This is a genomic window from Streptomyces flavofungini, from assembly GCF_014650815.1.
Lineage (GTDB): Bacteria > Actinomycetota > Actinomycetes > Streptomycetales > Streptomycetaceae > Streptomyces > Streptomyces flavofungini.
Window position 1 is genome coordinate 135384 of the sequence record NZ_BMVR01000016.1, and the last position, 18782, is coordinate 154165.

The 18782-nt window shown below is 71.2% G+C and carries 18 protein-coding genes; 17 read left to right on the plus strand and 1 reads right to left on the minus strand.

What is annotated here, in order from left to right; translation table 11 throughout:
- Window positions 1-338 precede the first annotated feature (338 nt).
- The 5 genes from IE274_RS32840 (at window position 339) to nusB (ending at window position 4500) form a co-directional block, all read left to right on the plus strand.
- Window positions 339-1415, plus strand: a complete 1077-nt coding sequence (locus tag IE274_RS32840) for an AAA family ATPase (RefSeq protein ID WP_190119576.1) — start codon at window positions 339-341, stop codon at window positions 1413-1415.
- A gap of 188 nt (window positions 1416-1603) precedes the next feature.
- Window positions 1604-2086 (plus strand): excalibur calcium-binding domain-containing protein, encoded by a 483-nt coding sequence (locus IE274_RS32845; RefSeq protein WP_190119577.1) that lies wholly within the window; start codon window positions 1604-1606, stop codon window positions 2084-2086.
- Window positions 2087-2331: 245 nt separating this feature from the next.
- Window positions 2332-3438, plus strand: coding sequence for an aminopeptidase P family protein (locus IE274_RS32850; protein ID WP_190119578.1), 1107 nt, complete (start codon window positions 2332-2334; stop codon window positions 3436-3438).
- Between the two features lie 61 nt (window positions 3439-3499).
- Window positions 3500-4066: an elongation factor P gene (gene efp / locus IE274_RS32855; protein WP_190119579.1), complete on the plus strand. Its 567-nt coding sequence runs from the start codon at window positions 3500-3502 to the stop codon at window positions 4064-4066.
- A 2-nt stretch (window positions 4067-4068) separates the two neighbouring features.
- Entirely contained in the window at window positions 4069-4500 is a 432-nt protein-coding gene (gene nusB, locus IE274_RS32860; RefSeq protein ID WP_190119580.1) for a transcription antitermination factor NusB, read from the plus strand.
- A 222-nt stretch (window positions 4501-4722) separates the two neighbouring features.
- On the opposite strand, the gene bldD is transcribed toward nusB, so the two are convergent.
- The gene (gene bldD / locus IE274_RS32865; protein ID WP_016638847.1) at window positions 4723-5223 is read right to left on the minus strand and encodes a transcriptional regulator BldD; all 501 of its coding nucleotides are present in this window, start codon (window positions 5221-5223) and stop codon (window positions 4723-4725) included.
- 231 nt (window positions 5224-5454) lie between these two features.
- Between bldD and pyrR the strand changes: the two genes are divergently transcribed.
- The 12 genes from pyrR to coaBC all read left to right on the plus strand — a co-directional run bounded on the left by pyrR (window position 5455) and on the right by coaBC (window position 18594).
- Window positions 5455-6030, plus strand: a complete 576-nt coding sequence (gene pyrR, locus IE274_RS32870) for a bifunctional pyr operon transcriptional regulator/uracil phosphoribosyltransferase PyrR (RefSeq protein ID WP_190119581.1) — start codon at window positions 5455-5457, stop codon at window positions 6028-6030.
- Window positions 6031-6168: 138 nt separating this feature from the next.
- Entirely contained in the window at window positions 6169-7182 is a 1014-nt protein-coding gene (locus tag IE274_RS32875) for an aspartate carbamoyltransferase catalytic subunit (RefSeq protein WP_190119582.1), read from the plus strand.
- A gap of 4 nt (window positions 7183-7186) precedes the next feature.
- Window positions 7187-8473, plus strand: coding sequence for a dihydroorotase (locus IE274_RS32880; protein WP_190119583.1), 1287 nt, complete (start codon window positions 7187-7189; stop codon window positions 8471-8473).
- Window positions 8470-9099, plus strand: a complete 630-nt coding sequence (locus tag IE274_RS32885; RefSeq protein ID WP_190119584.1) for a PH-like domain-containing protein — start codon at window positions 8470-8472, stop codon at window positions 9097-9099. Before IE274_RS32880 ends, IE274_RS32885 begins: the two co-directional genes overlap by 4 nt.
- Window positions 9096-10238, plus strand: coding sequence for a glutamine-hydrolyzing carbamoyl-phosphate synthase small subunit (gene carA, locus IE274_RS32890; protein ID WP_190119585.1), 1143 nt, complete (start codon window positions 9096-9098; stop codon window positions 10236-10238). The genes IE274_RS32885 and carA overlap by 4 nt, the downstream gene beginning before the upstream one ends.
- Window positions 10231-13539, plus strand: coding sequence for a carbamoyl-phosphate synthase large subunit (gene carB, locus IE274_RS32895; RefSeq protein ID WP_190119586.1), 3309 nt, complete (start codon window positions 10231-10233; stop codon window positions 13537-13539). The genes carA and carB overlap by 8 nt, the downstream gene beginning before the upstream one ends.
- Before the next feature lie 130 nt (window positions 13540-13669).
- On the plus strand, window positions 13670-14782 hold the full coding sequence (locus IE274_RS32900; protein WP_190119587.1) for a quinone-dependent dihydroorotate dehydrogenase: 1113 nt from the start codon (window positions 13670-13672) through the stop codon (window positions 14780-14782).
- The gene (gene pyrF, locus IE274_RS32905; RefSeq protein ID WP_190119588.1) at window positions 14779-15624 is read left to right on the plus strand and encodes an orotidine-5'-phosphate decarboxylase; all 846 of its coding nucleotides are present in this window, start codon (window positions 14779-14781) and stop codon (window positions 15622-15624) included. The genes IE274_RS32900 and pyrF overlap by 4 nt, the downstream gene beginning before the upstream one ends.
- A gap of 379 nt (window positions 15625-16003) precedes the next feature.
- Window positions 16004-16327: an integration host factor gene (locus IE274_RS32910; protein ID WP_016638838.1), complete on the plus strand. Its 324-nt coding sequence runs from the start codon at window positions 16004-16006 to the stop codon at window positions 16325-16327.
- A 63-nt stretch (window positions 16328-16390) separates the two neighbouring features.
- Window positions 16391-16984 (plus strand): guanylate kinase, encoded by a 594-nt coding sequence (gene gmk / locus IE274_RS32915; protein ID WP_190119589.1) that lies wholly within the window; start codon window positions 16391-16393, stop codon window positions 16982-16984.
- A gap of 39 nt (window positions 16985-17023) precedes the next feature.
- The gene (gene rpoZ, locus IE274_RS32920) at window positions 17024-17296 is read left to right on the plus strand and encodes a DNA-directed RNA polymerase subunit omega (RefSeq protein WP_030360466.1); all 273 of its coding nucleotides are present in this window, start codon (window positions 17024-17026) and stop codon (window positions 17294-17296) included.
- A 92-nt stretch (window positions 17297-17388) separates the two neighbouring features.
- Window positions 17389-18594: a bifunctional phosphopantothenoylcysteine decarboxylase/phosphopantothenate--cysteine ligase CoaBC gene (gene coaBC, locus IE274_RS32925; protein ID WP_229909967.1), complete on the plus strand. Its 1206-nt coding sequence runs from the start codon at window positions 17389-17391 to the stop codon at window positions 18592-18594.
- The last annotated feature ends 188 nt before the right edge of the window (window positions 18595-18782 follow it).

Genomic DNA, 18782 nt, shown 5'->3' on the forward strand with positions numbered 1-18782 from the left:
CGTTCACACAACATCGGCCGGGGACGGTACCGTTCGGTAAGGGTGGCCCCGGCTGCCGCCCGCACCAGCAGTCGTACGAGACGGAGTGGCACCGGATGCAGCACGCAGTGGGGTCTCCGCTGCCGCCGCCCCCTCAGCCGGGGCACGGACCGGCCACCGGCTGGTCCCCGGCCGCACACCACCCGAGCGGGCCGCCGCCGGGTGCGGGTCCGGGGTCTCCGCCGCCGCATGTGCCCGGGGCGTCGGCTGCGCCGGGGGCGTCACATGTGCCGGGTGGCTCGCTCGCGCCGGGATCGCAGCAGGCACCGGGTGCCTCGCACGTGCCGGGTGCTGCACACGTGCCAGTTGCTTCTCACGCGGCGGGGGCGCCGCAGGCACCGGCGGCTCCGCACGGCCATGGACCCGCTCCGCATGCTCCGGGGAACCCACACGGAGGCGGACCGGCACCGCACGCTCCTGGACCGGCACCGCAGGGTCCCGGACCTGGCTCGCACGCCCCGGGGTCAGCGCCGCAGGCTCCAGGACCGGCCCCACATGCTCCCGGGCCGACGTCGCACGCTCCGGGACCGGCCCCGCAGGCCCCCGTACCGGCTCCACATGCCCCCGGACCAGCCCCGCACGCTCCCGGCCCGGGACCGCACGCCCCCGGGCCGACGTCGCACGCCCCGGGCCAGGCCCCGCACCCCTCGGCCCCCACGCACGCCCAGACCGGCCACCCCGGCCCCGGCCCCGCCTCGCACCATGCACCCGCGGCCGCCCCGCCCGCCCGTGACACCACCGGCCACATCCAGCTCCCGCCCGGCGGCCCCGTCGCCATGCCGAGCCCGCCGCCCGGCACAGCCCGGGCCGACACCGGCTCCACCACCCTCGCGGTGCTGCTCATCGGCCCCGCTGGCGCGGGCAAGACCAGCGTGGCGAAGTTCTGGGCCGAGCACCGGCGCGTGCCGACGTCCCACATCAGCCTCGACGACGTACGCGAGTGGGTGCGCTCGGGCTTCGCCGACCCCCAGTCGGGGTGGAACGACCACTCCGAGGCGCAGTACCGCCTGGCCCGCCGCACCTGCGGCTTCGCCGCGCGGAACTTCCTGGCCAACGGCATCTCTTGCATCCTCGACGACGCCGTTTTCCCCGACCGGCCCGTCGTCGGCCTCGGCGGCTGGAAGCGGCACGTCGGCCCCGGCCTGCTGCCCGTCGTCCTGCTCCCCGGCCTCGAGGTCGTCCTGGAGCGCAACGCCCAGCGCAGCGGGAACCGTCGTCTCACGGACGAAGAGGTGGCCCGCATCCACGGCCGCATGGCCGGGTGGTACGGCTCGGGGCTGCCGATCATCGACAACTCCCAGCTCGACGTCCCGGCCACGGCCCGCCTCCTGGACGACGTCCTGGCGCGGGCGATCGCGAGCCCGCCGCAGTGGTGAGGGCGTCGGGGCGCGCGTGACGGCAGACGGCGCGGTAGCGGTGGCCTCAGCCGCCTCAGCCGCCTCAGCCGCCTCAGCCGTGCGGTTCACGCGTCACGAGTAGGTCGCCCCCACCCCCAAAGCTCTTACGCGCCGGACGCCCCGGCGCTACGGTCGGGGCCCAGCGGTATCAGTCCTCGGGGGACGAGATGACCACTCCGCACGTCACACCACCCGGCACACCCCGCACCGCGCCCAAGTGGGCGCGAAAGCGCTTCGTGATCCCCGCTCTCGCCGTCGCGTTCCTGATCGGCATCGGAGCGGGCGCCAGCGGCAATGAGTCCGAGGGCGACAAGAAGTCCACGGAGGCCGCCGCACGGTCCACGGTCACCGCGACCGCGACGGCGACCCCCAAGGCCAGGACGGAGAAGGCCGAGCCCGAACCGGCGGACACCGTCACGGTGCGCACGACGAAGACGGTGAAGGCAACCGTCACGGTGCGGCCCCCGGACAGCGGCTCGGGCGACGACGAGCCGGGTGGTTCCGGCGACGACGGTTCCGGCGGCGGGGCCGTCTACTACGAGAACTGCGCGGCGGCCCGCGCAGCGGGCGCGGCACCCGTGCGACGCGGCGAGCCGGGCTACGGCCGCCACCTCGACCGCGACGGCGACGGCGTCGGCTGCGACACCTGAGCGCGAGGCCGACCTGTGCCCCGTAAAGGGCGCGGGGAACTGCGCGACCAGCCACAACAAAAGCCGCAGTCGCATCTGCCGGGATCTCGGCAGACGCGTCTGCGGCTTTTCGCGCGCTGAGCGCGCAGTTCCCCGCGCCCCTGACGGGGCCCGGCCCCGGCCACACGGGGCGCCCGTGCGGCGGGCAAGCCCCATCCGGACGCGCTGAACCGGCCGCGCCCCCTCCGCGCTCATAGGCTCGCCCCATGTCAGAGGTGTACGCCGCGCGCAGGGAGCGGCTCAGGGAGCGCTGTGCGGGGGGTGGGAGCGCGGCCGCGCTGGTGTCGCGGCCCGCCAATGTGCGTTATCTCGCGGGCACGGCGCCCAGCGGGGCCGTGCTGCTGCTCGGGCGGACCGAGGACGTGCTGGTGTGCGGGCGGCCGCCGGGGGAGGAGCCGGGGACGGAGCTGGCCGACGCGGGGCTGCGGACGCACGTCCTGGCGGCTCCGGGGGGCGACCCGGCCGTCGTGGGGGCGGGGCAGGCCGCGGCGCAGGGGGCCGAGACGCTGGCCGTGGAGGAGCACCACCTCACCGTCGCACGTCATCACGCGCTGGCCTCCGTCGCGCCGGGGGTGCGCCTGACGGACCTCGGGCAGGGTGTGGAGCAACTGCGGCTGGTGAAGGACGAGGAGGAGATCTCCTGCCTGCGGATCGCCGCCGAGATCGCCGACCAGGCGCTGGGGGAGCTCCTTGAGTCGATCCTGGTGGGGCGCACCGAGCGGCACCTCGCGCTGGAACTGGAGCGCCGCCTCGTGGACCACGGAGCCGACGGACCGGCGTTCCCGACCTCCGTCGCCACCGGTCCGAACTCGGGCCGCGGCGGCCACCGCCCCACCGACCGGCGGGTCGAGGAGGGCGACTTCCTCTCCGTCTGCCTGGGATCCTGCTATCGGGGCTACCGCAGCGAGATCGGCCGCACGTTCGTCATCGGCACCTCGCCCGCGGACTGGCAGATCGAGCTGTACGACCTCGTCTTCGCCGCTCAGCGGGCCGGTCGCGAGGCCCTGGTGCCGGGCGCTGCCTGCCGTGACGTGGACCGCGCGGCACGCCACGTACTCGACGCGGCGGGCTACGCGGACGGCCTTCCTCCGCTCACCGGACACGGCGTCGGACTCGAAATCGACGAGGACCCGCAGTTGGCGCCCGCAGCCATGGGTAAACTGGACGCTTGCGTGCCGGTCACCGTCGAACCGGGGGTCCACCTCCCGGGCCGGGGCGGGGTCCGGATCGATGACACGCTCGTCGTCCGCTGCGAAGCGGACGGCGGACCCGAGCTACTCACCATTACGACCAAGGAGCTGCTCGCGCTCTAGCGGTACCCACCGCGGCGCGTGCCCCGGCGTCGTCCACGTCAGTCCAGGAGATTCCGCAACCGTGGCTTCCACGAACGACCTCAAGAACGGCCTGGTGCTCAAGCTCGAAGGCGGCCAGCTCTGGTCCGTCGTCGAGTTCCAGCACGTCAAGCCCGGCAAGGGCCCGGCCTTCGTGCGCACCAAGCTCAAGAACGTGCTCTCCGGCAAGGTTGTCGACAAGACGTTCAACGCCGGCGTCAAGGTCGACACGGCCACGATCGACAAGCGCGACATGCAGTTCTCCTACATGGACGGCGACTACTTCGTCTTCATGGACATGGAGACCTACGACCAGCTGCACATCGACCGCAAGGCCGTCGGTGACGCCGCGAACTTCCTGATCGAGGGCTTCACCGCCACCGTCGCGCAGCACGAGGGCGAGGTCCTCTTCGTCGAGCTGCCCGCCGCCGTCGAGCTGACCATCGCGGAGACCGAGCCGGGCGTCCAGGGTGACCGCTCCACCGGCGGCACCAAGCCCGCCACCCTGGAGACCGGCCACCAGATCCAGGTCCCGCTCTTCATCACCACGGGCGAGAAGATCAAGGTCGACACCCGTGACAGCGGCTACCTCGGCCGGGTGAACAGCTAACCGTGGCCGCCCGTAACACGGCCCGCAAGCGCGCCTTCCAGATCCTCTTCGAGGCCGACCAGCGCGGTGCAGACGTCCTGACGGTCCTCGCGGACTGGGTGCGCCACGCGCGCTCCGACACCCGGCAGCCGCCGGTCAGCGAGTACACGATGGAGCTCGTCGAGGGATACGAGAAGCACGCTTCCCGCATCGACGAGCTGATCTCGCAGTACGCCGTCGGATGGACGCTCGACCGGATGCCCGTCGTCGACCGCAACATCCTGCGCCTCGGCACGTACGAGCTCGTCTGGGTCGACGGAACGCCCGACGCGGTCGTTCTGGACGAGGCCGTCCAGCTCGCCAAGGAATTCTCCACGGACGAGTCGCCGGCCTTCATCAATGGGCTGCTCGGCCGCTTCAAGGAGCTGAAGCCGAGTCTTCGCCGGGCAGAGTAGGCTGCTGCCGCTTTTCTCGGACCCCGTAGGGCCCGCAGCCGTTTGGCTGCGGGCCCTACGGGGTTTCTCTTTCCGGCCCGGCAGGTTTTTTCGTCCGCCGCCCGTCATTGGCGGCGCCGGCGGTTCCGGGGCAGCACACGAAAAAGCCGCCGGGGTGGCCGGAACCCAATCGGTTCCGGCCACCCCGGCGGCACGTTTCTGCTCAACTCTCCCTTGGGAGAATCAGACCTCTTCGTGGGCCACGGCGCGGCGCGCGTCGGCGTCGAGAACGCCCCAGCTGATGAGCTGCTCGGTGAGCACCGAGGGCGACTGGTCGTAGATGACGGCGAGGGTGCGCAGGTCGTCCTGGCGGATGGAGAGGACCTTGCCGTTGTAGTCGCCGCGCTGGGACTGGATCGTGGCGGCGTAACGCTGCAGGGGACCCGCCTTCTCGGCCGGGACGTGGGCCAGCCGCTCCAGGTCCAGGACCAGCTTGGGCGGGGGCTCGGCGGCACCGCCGGGCGGGGTGCCCGGGAGGAGTTCCTGCACCGGAACGCCGTAGAAGTCCGCCAGCTCGGCAAGGCGCTGCACGGTCACGGCACGGTCGCCGCGCTCGTACGACCCGACCACGACCGCCTTCCAGCGACCCTGGGACTTCTCCTCGACTCCGTGGAGGGAAAGGCCCTGCTGGGTGCGGATGGCGCGGAGCTTGGCCCCGAGCTGTTTGGCGTATTCGCTGGACATATAGCTCCCCGGACGCTGTGACAACGTGCGGCTCCGCCGCGCTGCTGGTGACTCACTGTGAGGTTACGCAGCGTTACTTGGCTGCGTCAAGCCGAATGAGTCCGAGGGCCCCTTCCGTGGGGGTGGTGACGGCCCGCGTTGCCGTTGCTGGTACCGTAGAAGACGCAGTTGGCGCAATTTAGACGTCCTTTAAGGTCCGTCCCGTGAGGCGGAGAAGGAGGTCCGTTTTACATGGACACGCATGACTCCGATGTCGCGCGGCCCGTTCTCGAAGGCCCGGACATCGCACGGGTGTTGACCCGTATCGCCCACGAAATCGTCGAGCGCGCCAAGGGCGCGGAGGACGTGGTCCTGCTCGGCATTCCCACTCGGGGTGTCTTCCTCGCCCAGCGGCTCGCCGCGAAGCTCGAGGAGATCACCGGCCGCAAGATCCCGGTCGGCTCCCTCGACATCACGATGTACCGCGACGACCTGCGGATGCACCCGCCGCGCGCCCTCGCCCGCACCGAGATCCCCGGTGACGGCATCGACGGCCGCCTCGTCGTCCTCGTCGACGACGTGCTCTTCTCCGGCCGCACCATCCGTGCCGCCCTCGACGCCCTGAACGACATCGGCCGCCCGCGCGCGGTGCAGCTCGCCGTTCTCGTCGACCGCGGCCACCGGGAACTGCCCATCCGCGCCGACTACGTCGGCAAGAACCTCCCGACGTCGCTGCGGGAGACGGTCAAGGTCCAGCTCGCCGAGGAGGACGGCCGCGACGCCGTGCTGCTCGGTGCCAAGCCGACCGCTCCGGCCGGCGAGCGCTAGCTCCTTACCGCACGGCCCGGCCCCCGTGGCCCCTGGTCCGTGCGCGAGCTGACGCGCGCCCGCATGCCCGCCGTGCCCCGCGGGGGACACCCGCACCCGGGCACCCGCACACCTGAATTCCCTTACGGAGCCCACCAGATGATGCGACACCTCATCTCGGCCGCCGACCTCACCCGCGACGACGCCGTTCTCATCCTCGACACCGCGGAGGAGATGGCCCGCGTCGCCGACCGGCCGATCAAGAAGCTGCCGACCCTGCGCGGCCGCACCGTCGTCAACCTCTTCTTCGAGGACTCGACCCGGACCCGGATCTCCTTCGAGGCCGCCGAGAAGCGCCTCTCCGCCGACGTCATCAACTTCACCGCCAAGGGGTCGAGCGTCTCCAAGGGCGAGTCCCTGAAGGACACCGCCCAGACCCTGGAGGCCATGGGCGTCGACGCGGTCGTCATCCGCCACGGCGCCTCCGGTGCCCCGTACACGCTCGCGAACTCCGGCTGGATCGACGCGGCCGTCATCAACGCGGGCGACGGCACTCACCAGCACCCCACCCAGGCCCTCCTCGACGCCTTCACCATGCGCCGCCGCCTGGTCGGCCGGGACACCGGGCTCGGCCAGGACCTGGCAGGCAAGCGCGTCACGATCGTCGGCGACATCCTGCACAGCCGCGTCGCCCGCTCGAACGTCGACCTGCTGCACACCCTCGGCGCCGACGTCACCCTGGTCGCGCCGCCCACCCTGGTCCCGGTGGGCGTCGAGCAGTGGCCGTGCGAGGTGTCGTACGACCTCGACCGGGTGCTGCCCAAGTCGGACGCCGTGATGATGCTGCGCGTACAGCGGGAGCGCATGAACGCCGCGTTCTTCCCCACCGAGCGGGAGTACTCGCGGCGCTACGGCCTCGACGGCGAGCGCATGGCGCGGATGCCCGAGCACGCCATCGTGATGCACCCCGGCCCGATGGTCCGCGGCATGGAGATCACCGCCGAGGTCGCCGACTCCGACCGCTGCACGGTCGTCGAGCAGGTCGCCAACGGCGTCTCCATCCGGATGGCCGTCCTGTACCTGCTGCTCGGCGGCAACGAGCCCGCCGTCACCCACACCCGCCCCACCACCGAGCGCCCCGCGCACACCGTTCTCTCGGACGAGGAGAAGTAAGACCATGAGCAAGATCCTGATCCGTGGTGCGCAGGTGCTCGGCGGCGAGCCGCAGGACGTACTGATCGACGGCGAGACCATCGCCGAGGTGGGCACCGGCCTCAGCGCCGAGGGCGCCACCGTCGTCGAGGCCGACGGCAAGGTCCTCCTGCCGGGCCTGGTCGACCTGCACACCCACCTGCGCGAGCCCGGCCGCGAGGACTCCGAGACCGTCCTCACCGGCACCCGCGCCGCCGCCAGCGGTGGCTACACCTCGGTCTTCGCGATGGCCAACACCTTCCCCGTGGCCGACACCGCCGGCGTCGTCGAGCAGGTCTACCGGCTCGGCAAGGAGTCGGGCTACTGCGACGTACAGCCCATCGGCGCCGTCACCGTCGGCCTGGAGGGCAAGAAGCTCGCCGAGCTGGGCGCCATGCACGAGTCGGCGGCCGGTGTCACGGTCTTCTCCGACGACGGCAAGTGCGTCGACGACGCCGTGATCATGCGGCGCGCCCTGGAGTACGTGAAGGCGTTCGGTGGCGTCGTCGCCCAGCACGCGCAGGAGCCGCGGCTCACCGAGGGCGCCCAGATGAACGAGGGCATCGTCTCCGCGGAGCTGGGGCTCGGCGGCTGGCCCGCCGTCGCCGAGGAGTCGATCATCGCCCGGGACGTGCTGCTCGCCGAGCACGTCGGTTCGCGCGTGCACATCTGCCACCTGTCGACCGCGGGCTCCGTGGAGATCGTGCGCTGGGCCAAGTCCCGCGGCATCGACGTCACGGCCGAGGTCACCCCGCACCACCTGCTCCTCACCGACGAGCTGGTGCGCTCCTACAACCCGGTCTACAAGGTCAACCCGCCGCTGCGCACCGAGCGCGACGTCATGGCGCTGCGTGAGGCCCTGGCCGACGGCACCATCGACATCGTCGCCACCGACCACGCCCCGCACCCGCACGAGGACAAGGACTGCGAGTGGGGCGCGGCCGCCATGGGCATGGTCGGCCTGGAGACCGCCCTGTCCGTGGTCCAGCACACGATGGTCGACACCGGCCTGCTCACCTGGGCGGGCGTCGCCGACCGGATGGCCCACACCCCCGCGCGGATCGGGCAGGCCGACGGCCACGGCCGCCCCGTCTCGGCAGGCGAGCCCGCGAACCTCACGCTCGTCGATCCGGCATACCGTGGACCCGTGGACCCCGCGGGATTCGCCTCCCGCAGCCGCAACACCCCCTACGAGGGCCGTGAGCTGCCGGGACGCGTCACGCACACGTGGCTGCGGGGCCGGGCCACGCTCGTCGACGGGAAGCTCCAGTGACCGCAACGCACCTTCTTGCCAACACCCACCTGACCCATCTGGCCGCCGAGGAGAAGTCGGCGGAGGTCACCGACTGGGCCGCCCGCCTCGGCTGGGTCGTCGGCCTGCTGCTCTTCATCGCCCTCGTCTACTGGCTGATGCGCGAGGGCTGGAAGTGGCGCGGCACGCTCCAGTCGGACCTGCCGGAGCTGGCCGGCGTGCCGTCCGACCTCGGCCCGGCGAAACTTGAGCTGACCGGCAGGTATCACGGCTCGACCACCGCGGGCCACTGGCTCGACCGGATCGTGGCGCACGGCCTGGGCACCCGCAGCCGGGTGGAGCTGACCCTCACGGACGCGGGTCTGGACGTCGTACGCCCCGGGGCGCGGGACTTCTTCATCCCGAAGGAGGCGCTGCGCGAGGCCCGGCTCGACAAGGGCATCGCGGGCAAGGTCCTCGCCGAGGGCGGCCTGCTGATCGTCACCTGGGCGCTCGGCGACAAGCTGCTCGACTCCGGTTTCCGCTCGGACCACGCCGCCGAGCAGGCGGAGTGGGTCGACACCATCAACAACATGATCAACAGCACCGAGACCGACGGCGCCGGCGCCGGGGTCGACAGCACGACGCAAACGGAAGGCGCACGATGACGACCTCCACTCGGGGAGCCGTGAAGACTCCCGCCGTACTCGTCCTGGAGGACGGCCGCATCTTCCGCGGACGCGCCTACGGGGCCGTGGGGGAGACCTTCGGAGAGGCCGTCTTCTCCACCGGCATGACCGGCTACCAGGAGACCCTCACCGACCCGTCGTACCACCGCCAGGTCGTCGTGATGACCGCCCCGCACGTCGGCAACACCGGCGTCAACGACGAGGACCCCGAGTCGGCCCGGATCTGGGTCTCCGGCTACGTGGTGCGCGACCCCGCGCGCGTGCCCTCCAACTGGCGCGCCGAGCGCTCCCTGGACGAGGAGCTGGAGCGCCAGGGCGTCGTCGGCATCAGCGGCATCGACACCCGCGCGCTGACCCGGCACCTGCGCGAGCGCGGCGCCATGCGCGTCGGCATCTTCTCCGGAGACGCCGTCGCCGCGGACGCCGACCTGCTCGCCAAGGTCCAGGACGCCCCGCAGATGAAGGGCGCGAACCTGTCCGCGGAGGTCGCCACCAAGGAGACGTACGTCGTCCCCGCGATCGGCGCGAAGCGCTTCACCGTCGCCGCCGTCGACCTCGGCATCAAGGGCATGACCCCGCAGCGCATGGCCGAGCGCGGCATCGAGGTGCACGTGCTGCCCGCGACCGCCACCGCCGAGGACGTGTACGCCGTCAGCCCCGACGGCGTCTTCTTCTCCAACGGCCCCGGTGACCCGGCCACCGCCGACGGCCCCGTCGCCGTCATGCAGGAGGTCCTGCGGCGCGGGACGCCGTTGTTCGGCATCTGCTTCGGCAACCAGATCCTCGGCCGCGCCCTCGGCTTCGGCACGTACAAGCTGAAGTACGGCCACCGCGGCATCAACCAGCCCGTGCAGGACCGCACCACGGGCAAGGTCGAGGTCACCGCGCACAACCACGGCTTCGCCGTCGACGCGCCCCTGGACCAGGTCTCCGACACCCCCTACGGCCGCGCCGAGGTCTCCCACGTGTGCCTCAACGACCAGGTCGTCGAGGGCCTCCAGCTCCTCGACCAGCCCGCGTTCAGCGTCCAGTACCACCCCGAGGCGGCCGCCGGCCCGCACGACGCCGCGTACCTCTTCGACCGCTTCGTATCTTTGATGGAGGGCCAGCGTGCCTAAGCGCACCGATATCCAGTCCGTCCTGGTCATCGGCTCCGGCCCGATCGTCATCGGCCAGGCCGCGGAGTTCGACTACTCCGGTACCCAGGCGTGCCGCGTCCTCAAGGCCGAGGGCCTGCGCGTCATCCTCGTCAACTCGAACCCCGCGACGATCATGACCGACCCGGAGATCGCCGACGCCACGTACGTCGAGCCGATCACCCCGGAGTTCGTCGAGAAGATCATCGCCAAGGAGCGCCCCGACGCGCTCCTGCCCACCCTGGGCGGCCAGACGGCCCTCAACACGGCCATCTCCATGCACGAGCAGGGCGTCCTGGAGAAGTACGGCGTCGAGCTGATCGGCGCGAACGTCGAGGCCATCAACAAGGGCGAGGACCGCGACCTCTTCAAGGGCGTCGTCGAGGCCGTCAACGCCAAGATCGGCCACGGCGAGTCCGCGCGCTCGGTGATCTGCCACTCCATGGACGACGTCCTGGGCGGCGTCGACGAGCTCGGCGGCTACCCGGTCGTCGTGCGGCCCTCCTTCACCATGGGCGGCGCCGGTTCCGGCTTCGCGCACAACGAGGACGAGTTGCGCCGCATCGCGGGCCAGGGCCTCACGCTCTCGCCGACCACCGAGGTGCTCCTGGAGGAGTCCATCCTCGGCTGGAAGGAGTACGAGCTGGAGCTGATGCGCGACAAGCACGACAACGTCGTGGTCGTCTGCTCCATCGAGAACTTCGACCCGATGGGCGTGCACACCGGCGACTCCATCACCGTCGCGCCCGCGATGACGCTCACCGACCGCGAGTACCAGATCCTGCGGGACGTCGGCATCGCGATCATCCGTGAGGTCGGCGTCGACACCGGCGGCTGCAACATCCAGTTCGCCGTCAACCCCGACGACGGCCGGGTCATCGTCATCGAGATGAACCCGCGCGTCTCGCGCTCCTCGGCGCTCGCTTCGAAGGCCACCGGCTTCCCGATCGCCAAGATCGCCGCGAAGCTCGCCGTCGGCTACACTCTCGACGAGATCCCCAACGACATCACCGAGAAGACCCCGGCGTCCTTCGAGCCGACCCTCGACTATGTCGTCGTCAAGGCCCCGCGCTTCGCGTTCGAGAAGTTCCCGCAGGCCGACTCCACGCTGACCACGACCATGAAGTCGGTCGGCGAGGCCATGGCCATCGGCCGCAACTTCACCGAGGCCCTGCAGAAGGCGCTGCGCTCCCTGGAGAAGAAGGGCAGCCAGTTCACCTTCACCGGCAAGCCCGGCGACAAGTACACGCTCCTGCGCGCCGCCGTGCGGCCCACCGACGGGCGCGTCAACACCGTCATGCAGGCCATCCGCGCGGGCGCCACACCCCAGGAGGTCTTCGACGCCACGAAGATCGACCCGTGGTTCGTCGACCAGCTCTTCCTCATCAAGGAGATCGCGGACGAGCTGACGGCCGCCGAGAAGCTCGGCCCCGAGCTGCTCGCCGAGGCCAAGCGGCACGGCTTCTCCGACGCCCAGATCGCCGAGATCCGCGGCCTGCGCGAGGACGTCGTCCGCGAGGTCCGGCACGCCCTCGGCGTCCGTCCCGTCTACAAGACGGTCGACACCTGCGCCGCCGAGTTCGCCGCCAAGACGCCGTACTTCTACTCCTCCTACGACGAGGAGTCCGAGGTCGCGCGGCGCGAGAAGCCCGCAGTGATCATCCTGGGCTCGGGGCCCAACCGCATCGGCCAGGGCATCGAATTCGACTACTCGTGCGTGCATGCGTCGTTCGCGCTGAGCGACGCGGGCTACGAGACCGTCATGGTCAACTGCAACCCGGAGACCGTTTCCACGGACTACGACACCTCCGACCGGCTCTACTTCGAGCCGCTCACCCTGGAGGACGTCCTGGAGATCGTCCACGCCGAGCAGCAGGCGGGCCCGGTCGCGGGCGTCATCGTCCAGCTCGGCGGCCAGACCCCGCTCGGCCTCTCCCAGGCCCTCAAGGACAACGGCGTCCCGGTCGTGGGCACCTCGCCCGAGGCCATCCACGCCGCCGAGGACCGTGGCGCCTTCGGCCGCGTGCTCGCCGAGGCGGGCCTGCCCGCGCCCAAGCACGGCACCGCGACGACGTTCGCCGAGGCCAAGGCCATCGCCGACGAGATCGGCTACCCCGTCCTCGTCCGCCCCTCCTACGTGCTCGGCGGGCGCGGCATGGAGATCGTGTACGACGAGGCCCGGCTGTCCTCGTACATCGAGGAGTCGACCGAGATCAGCTCGTCCCGGCCGGTCCTCGTCGACCGCTTCCTGGACGACGCCATCGAGATCGACGTGGACGCGCTCTACGACGGCCACGAGCTGTACCTGGGCGGCGTCATGGAGCACATCGAGGAGGCCGGCATCCACTCCGGCGACTCGGCGTGCGCGCTGCCCCCGATCACCCTCGGCGGCCATGACATCAAGCGCCTGCGCGCCTCCACGGAGGGCATCGCCAAGGGCGTCGGCGTGCGCGGCCTGATCAACATCCAGTTCGCGATGGCCGGGGACATCCTGTACGTCCTGGAGGCCAACCCGCGCGCCTCGCGCACCGTCCCCTTCACCTCGAAGGCGACCGCGGTGCCGCTGGCCAAGGCCGCCGCCCGCATCTCGCTCGGCGCGACCATCGCCGAACTGCGCGCGGAGGGGCTGCTCCCGGCGGTCGGCGACGGCGGCGAACTGCCGCTGGACGCGCCGATCTCCGTCAAGGAGGCCGTGATGCCCTGGTCGCGCTTCCGCGACATCCAGGGCCGCGGCGTCGACACCGTGCTCGGCCCGGAGATGCGCTCCACCGGTGAAGTCATGGGCATCGACTCGGTGTTCGGCACGGCGTACGCCAAGTCGCAGGCGGGCGCGTACGGTCCGCTGCCGACCAAGGGCCGCGCGTTCATCTCGGTGGCCAACCGCGACAAGCGCTCGATGATCTTCCCCGCGCGGGAACTGGTCGCCCACGGCTTCGAGCTGCTCGCTACCTCCGGCACCGCCGAGGTCCTCAAGCGCAACGGCATCAACGCCACCGTCGTGCGCAAGCAGTCCGAGGGCGAGGGCCCGAACGGCGAGAAGACCATCGTCCAGCTCATCCACGACGGCCACGTCGACCTCATCGTCAACACCCCGTACGGCACCGGCGGCCGCCTCGACGGCTACGACATCCGTACGGCCGCCGTGGCGCGCTCCGTGCCGTGCCTGACGACCGTGCAGGGCCTCGCCGCCGCCGTCCAGGGCATCGACGCGCTCAACCACGGGGACGTGGGCGTGCGCTCGCTCCAGGAACACGCGGAGCACCTGACCGCGGCCCGCGACTAGCAGCCCAGGAGGGGGACACCGGATCCGGTGTCCCCCTCCGTATGCCGTATGCCGTATGCCGTATGCCGTATGCCGTATGCCGTGCGCCACACGCCTCACGAGCACCCTGAGCACACTGAGGACACCACCCATGTACAAGCTCTTCTTCCGCCTGGTCTTCACGCGCATGGACCCCGAGCAGGCCCACCACCTGGCCTTCCGCTGGATCCGCCGCGCTGCCCGCGTCCCCGTCCTGCGCACGTTCGTCGCGGCCGCCCTCGCCCCGCGCCACAAGGAACTGCGCACCGAGGCCCTCGGCCTGCGCATGCACGGCCCCTTCGGGCTCGCCGCCGGGTTCGACAAGAACGCCGTCGCGATCGACGGCATGGCGATGCTCGGCTTCGACCACGTCGAGATCGGCACGGTCACGGGCGAGCCGCAGCCCGGCAACCCCAAGAAGCGCCTGTTCCGCCTCGTGCCGGACCGCGCGCTGATCAACCGCATGGGCTTCAACAACGACGGCTCCGCGGCCGTGGCGGCCCGCCTGGCGGCCCGTACGCCCGTCTTCAGGACCGTCGTCGGCGTCAACATCGGCAAGACCAAGGTCGTGCCCGAGGCCGACGCGGCCGCCGACTACGTGAAGTCCACGGAGCGCCTGGCCCGGCACGCCGACTACCTGGTCGTCAACGTCTCCTCGCCGAACACCCCGGGTCTGCGCAACCTCCAGGCCACCGAGTCGCTGCGCCCCCTGCTGAGCGCCGTCCGCGAGGCCGCCGACCGCAGTGTCGAGGGCCGCCGCGTCCCGCTCCTCGTGAAGATCGCGCCCGACCTCGCCGACGAGGACATCGACGCCGTCGCCGACCTCGCCGTCGAGCTCGGCCTGGACGGCATCATCGCCACGAACACCACCATCGCGCGCGAGAGCCTCGGCCTCGCCTCCGACCCGGAGCTGTACGCGGAGACCGGCGGTCTGTCCGGCGCGCCCCTCAAGGAGCGCTCCCTGGAGGTCCTGCGCCGCCTCTACGCGCGCGTGGGCGACCGGATCACCCTCGTGGGCGTCGGCGGCATCGAGAACGCCGAGGACGCCTGGCAGCGCATCCTCGCGGGCGCGACGCTGGTGCAGGGCTACAGCGCGTTCATCTACGAGGGCCCCTTCTGGGGACGCGCCATCCACAAGGGCCTCGCCGCCCGCCTCGCCACCTCGCCGTACGCCACGCTCGCCGAAGCGGTCGGCGCCGACACCCGAAAGGCCTCCGCAGCATGAGCCCCCTGGAACCCTTCGGCGCCCGGCTGCGCCACGCCATGGACACCCGCGGCCCGCTCTGCGTCGGCGTCGACCCGCACGCCTCGCTGCTCGCCGCCTGGGGCCTGAACGACGACATCCAGGGCCTGGAGAGCTTCACCCGCACCGTCGTCGAGGCCCTGGCCGACCAGGTCGCCGTCTTCAAGCCGCAGTCGGCGTTCTTCGAGCGCTTCGGCTCCCGGGGCATCGCCGTCCTGGAACGGGCGGTCGCGGACCTGCGCGCGGCGGGCGGCCTGGTCGTCATGGACGCCAAGCGCGGCGACATCGGCTCGACCATGGCCGCGTACGCGGAGACGTACCTGCGCACGGACGCCCCGCTCTTCTCCGACGCCCTGACCGTCTCGCCCTACCTGGGCTACGGCTCGCTGCGGCCCGCCGTGGACCTGGCACGGGAGAGCGGCGCGGGCCTGTTCGTGCTCGCCCTCACCTCCAACCCGGAGGGCGCCGAGGTCCAGCGGGCCGTGCGCGAGGACGGCCGGAGCATCGGGGCCACCATGCTGGGGCACCTCGCGGCCGAGAACGCGGGCGCGGCGCCCATGGGGTCGTTCGGGGCGGTCGTCGGGGCCACCCTCGGGGATCTGTCGACGTTCGAGCTGGACATCAACGGGCCGCTGCTCGCGCCGGGCATCGGGGCGCAGGGTGCGACTCCGGCGGACCTGCCCCGGGTCTTCGGCGCGGCCGTGCGCAACGTCGTGCCGAACGTCAGCCGGGGCGTCCTGAAGGCGGGGCCCGACGCGGGCGCGCTGCGGGACGCGGCGGCGCGGTTCGCGGACGAGGTGCGGGCCGCCGTGGCCGCCGCGTAGGACGCGGGACTTCTTTCGCCGAGAGCGCGCACGTCGGGGGGACAGAAAGGCTTTTCCGGGTGCGGATCCGCGTTTCCGGGAGACGCCGACGAGGGCGTGCGTGCGCAGAACTGACGCGTTGCTTACGCGACACCCGGCCAAAACGGGGGTGAAATGCCCGATATGCCAGGCTCGGCGGAGGCTGACCAGGACTTTTCGTCTGTTCTCGCTGACTCCGGCGGCCATGGCCGCTAGTCTCCGACGAGTGGGGGCACCCCCCACACCCTTGAGGTAGTGGGGGACAACGGGCAAGCGCGTTGCACGTTGCTCCCCTGGTGTGGGGCGACTAGGTTCCTCACCGGTCCGTATCCGACAGTTCGACATCCGAGGTGACGTAGGCGTGGCTCTTCCGCCCCTTACCCCTGAACAGCGCGCAGCCGCGCTCGAAAAGGCCGCCGCGGCTCGCCGGGAGCGGGCCGAGGTCAAGAATCGACTCAAGCACTCCGGCGCCTCCCTTCACGAGGTCATCAAGCAGGGCCAGGAGAACGACGTCATCGGCAAGATGAAGGTCTCCGCCCTCCTGGAGTCCCTGCCGGGCGTGGGCAAGGTCCGCGCCAAGCAGATCATGGAGCGTCTTGGCATCTCCGAGAGCCGCCGTGTGCGCGGGCTCGGCTCCAACCAGATCGCGTCGCTCGAGCGCGAGTTCGGCGGCAGCGGGGCCTGACGGGCTCAGGACTTCCTGGGGCTCCTGGTCTCAGGCAGTCCCGAGAGGCTGGATAATCGCTGCATGGCTGCAACATCCCGGGGGACGACCCCCGTACCCCCGGACGCACGTCCGCGGCTGACCGTGCTCTCCGGCCCCTCCGGGGTCGGCAAGAGCACGGTCGTCGCTCATATGCGCAAAGAACACCCCGAGGTCTGGCTCTCGGTCTCGGCGACGACCCGCAAGCCCCGTCCCGGCGAGCGTCACGGCGTGCAGTACTTCTTCGTCTCCGATGACGAGATGGACAAGCTGATCGCCAACGGCGAGCTCCTGGAGTGGGCGGAATTCGCGGGCAACCGCTACGGCACCCCCCGCAACGCGGTCCTGGAGCACCTGGAGGCGGGCGTCCCCGTCCTGCTCGAGATCGATCTGCAGGGTGCCCGCCTGGTGCGCGAGTCGATGCCCGACGGTCAGCTCGTCTTCCTGGCCCCGCCGAGCTGGGAGGAGCTGGTGCGCCGGCTCACCGGCCGGGGCACGGAGTCGCCCGAGGTGATCGAGCGCAGGCTCGAGGCCGCACGCGTCGAACTGGCCGCCGAGGCCGAGTTCGACATCACCCTGGTCAACACCTCGGTCGAGGATGTAGCACGCGAGCTGCTAGCCTTGATGAAAGTTGTTTGATCTTCACCCCTTTTCTTGACCCCCTTCGGAAGGCAGAGCGTGTCCTCTTCCATCACCGCGCCCGAGGGCATCATCAACCCTCCGATTGATGAGCTGCTCGAGGCCACCGACTCGAAGTACAGCCTCGTGATCTACGCCGCCAAGCGCGCCCGTCAGATCAACGCGTACTACTCGCAGCTCGGCGAGGGCCTCCTTGAGTACGTCGGCCCGCTGGTGGACACCCACGTCCACGAGAAGCCGCTCTCGATCGCGCTCCGCGAGATCAACGCGGGTCTGCTGACGTCCGAGGCCGTCGAGGCCCCCGCGCAGTAAGCACCCAAGTCCTTCAGCACGGGCCCGGCAGAGCACCTGCCGGGCCCGTGGTGTGTCATGGAGTCGTACGTTTTCGAGTGCGGGGAGGCACGGTGGACAAGCCGAAGGTCGTTCTGGGGGTCAGTGGTGGGATCGCCGCCTACAAGGCGTGCGAGCTGCTGCGCCGGCTCACCGAGTCCGGACACGACGTACGCGTCGTCCCCACGGAGTCCGCGCTGCACTTCGTCGGCGCCGCGACCTGGTCGGCGCTGTCCGGCCACCCCGTTTCCACGGAGGTCTGGTCGGACGTCCACGAGGTGCCGCACGTGCGCATCGGGCAGGGCGCCGACCTGGTGATCGTCGCGCCCGCCACCGCCGACATGCTCGCCAAGGCCGCCCACGGCCTGGCCGACGACCTGCTCACGAACACGCTCCTCACGGCCCGCTGTCCGGTCGTCTTCGCCCCGGCCATGCACACCGAGATGTGGGAGCACCCCGCCACCCAGGAGAACGTCGCCACGCTCCGCCGCCGCGGCGCCCTGGTGGTCGAGCCCGCCGTCGGCCGCCTCACCGGCGTCGACACCGGCAAGGGCCGCTTCCCGGAGCCCGCCGAGCTCTTCGAGGTCGTACGCCGCGTCCTCGCCCGGGGCGACCGTCCCGCCCAGGACCTCGCCGGCCGCCACGTCGTCGTCAGCGCCGGCGGCACCCGGGAGCCGCTGGACCCGGTGCGCTTCCTCGGCAACCGCTCCTCCGGCAAGCAGGGCTACGCGCTCGCCCGCAGCGCGGCGGCCCGCGGCGCCCGCGTCACCCTGCTCGCGGCGAACACCGCGCTGCCGGACCCGGCGGGCGTCGACATCGTGCCCGTCGGCACCGCCGTGCAGCTCCGCGAGGCCGTCCTGAAGGCCGCCGCCGACGCCGACGCGGTCGTGATGGCCGCCGCCGTGGCCGACTTCCGCCCCGACACGTACGCCACCGGGAAGATCAAGAAGAAGGACGGCGAGGCGCCGCCCACGATCACCCTCGTGCGCAACCCGGACATCCTGGCCGAGATCGCAGGCGAGCGGCCCCGCGCCGGTCAGGTCGTCGTCGGCTTCGCCGCCGAGACGGACGACGTCCTCGCCAACGGACGCGCCAAGCTCGCCCGCAAGGGCTGCGACCTTCTCGTAGTGAATGAAGTCGGTGAACGCAAGACATTCGGCTCTGAGCAGAATGAGGCGATCGTCCTCGGCGCCGATGGCAGTGAGACTCCTGTGCCGTATGGGCCCAAGGAAGACCTGGCGGACACGATCTGGGACCTGGTGGTTCAGCGACTGACGTGAACCGGTGCGCATCCACGCCGAAAACTGGGGCGAACGTCACTTTCGTCCAAGTGGAGGGCCCAAATCCTGTGAATTCGGACGGCAGGCCCTCTGGTGGAGACCGATCGTCGTATCGCACAATGCAGTGCCGCAGGTCACAGGGCTCCCATGTGGCGAGACAGGTGACCGCGCGGCGGAGTGCGACCGAT

Excerpts from the sequence above, each read along its gene's own strand:
- IE274_RS32845 (WP_190119577.1), top strand. The coding sequence starts at position 1,604 with ATGACCACTCCGCACGTCACACCACCCGGCACACCCCGCACCGCGCCC.
- IE274_RS32850 (WP_190119578.1), top strand. The coding sequence starts at position 2,332 with ATGTCAGAGGTGTACGCCGCGCGCAGGGAGCGGCTCAGGGAGCGCTGT.
- bldD (WP_016638847.1), bottom strand. The coding sequence starts at position 5,223 with ATGTCCAGCGAATACGCCAAACAGCTCGGGGCCAAGCTCCGCGCCATC.
- pyrR (WP_190119581.1), top strand. The coding sequence starts at position 5,455 with ATGGACACGCATGACTCCGATGTCGCGCGGCCCGTTCTCGAAGGCCCG.
- IE274_RS32875 (WP_190119582.1), top strand. The coding sequence starts at position 6,169 with ATGATGCGACACCTCATCTCGGCCGCCGACCTCACCCGCGACGACGCC.
- IE274_RS32880 (WP_190119583.1), top strand. The coding sequence starts at position 7,187 with ATGAGCAAGATCCTGATCCGTGGTGCGCAGGTGCTCGGCGGCGAGCCG.
- carA (WP_190119585.1), top strand. The coding sequence starts at position 9,096 with ATGACGACCTCCACTCGGGGAGCCGTGAAGACTCCCGCCGTACTCGTC.
- IE274_RS32900 (WP_190119587.1), top strand. The coding sequence starts at position 13,670 with ATGTACAAGCTCTTCTTCCGCCTGGTCTTCACGCGCATGGACCCCGAG.
- pyrF (WP_190119588.1), top strand. The coding sequence starts at position 14,779 with ATGAGCCCCCTGGAACCCTTCGGCGCCCGGCTGCGCCACGCCATGGAC.
- gmk (WP_190119589.1), top strand. The coding sequence starts at position 16,391 with ATGGCTGCAACATCCCGGGGGACGACCCCCGTACCCCCGGACGCACGT.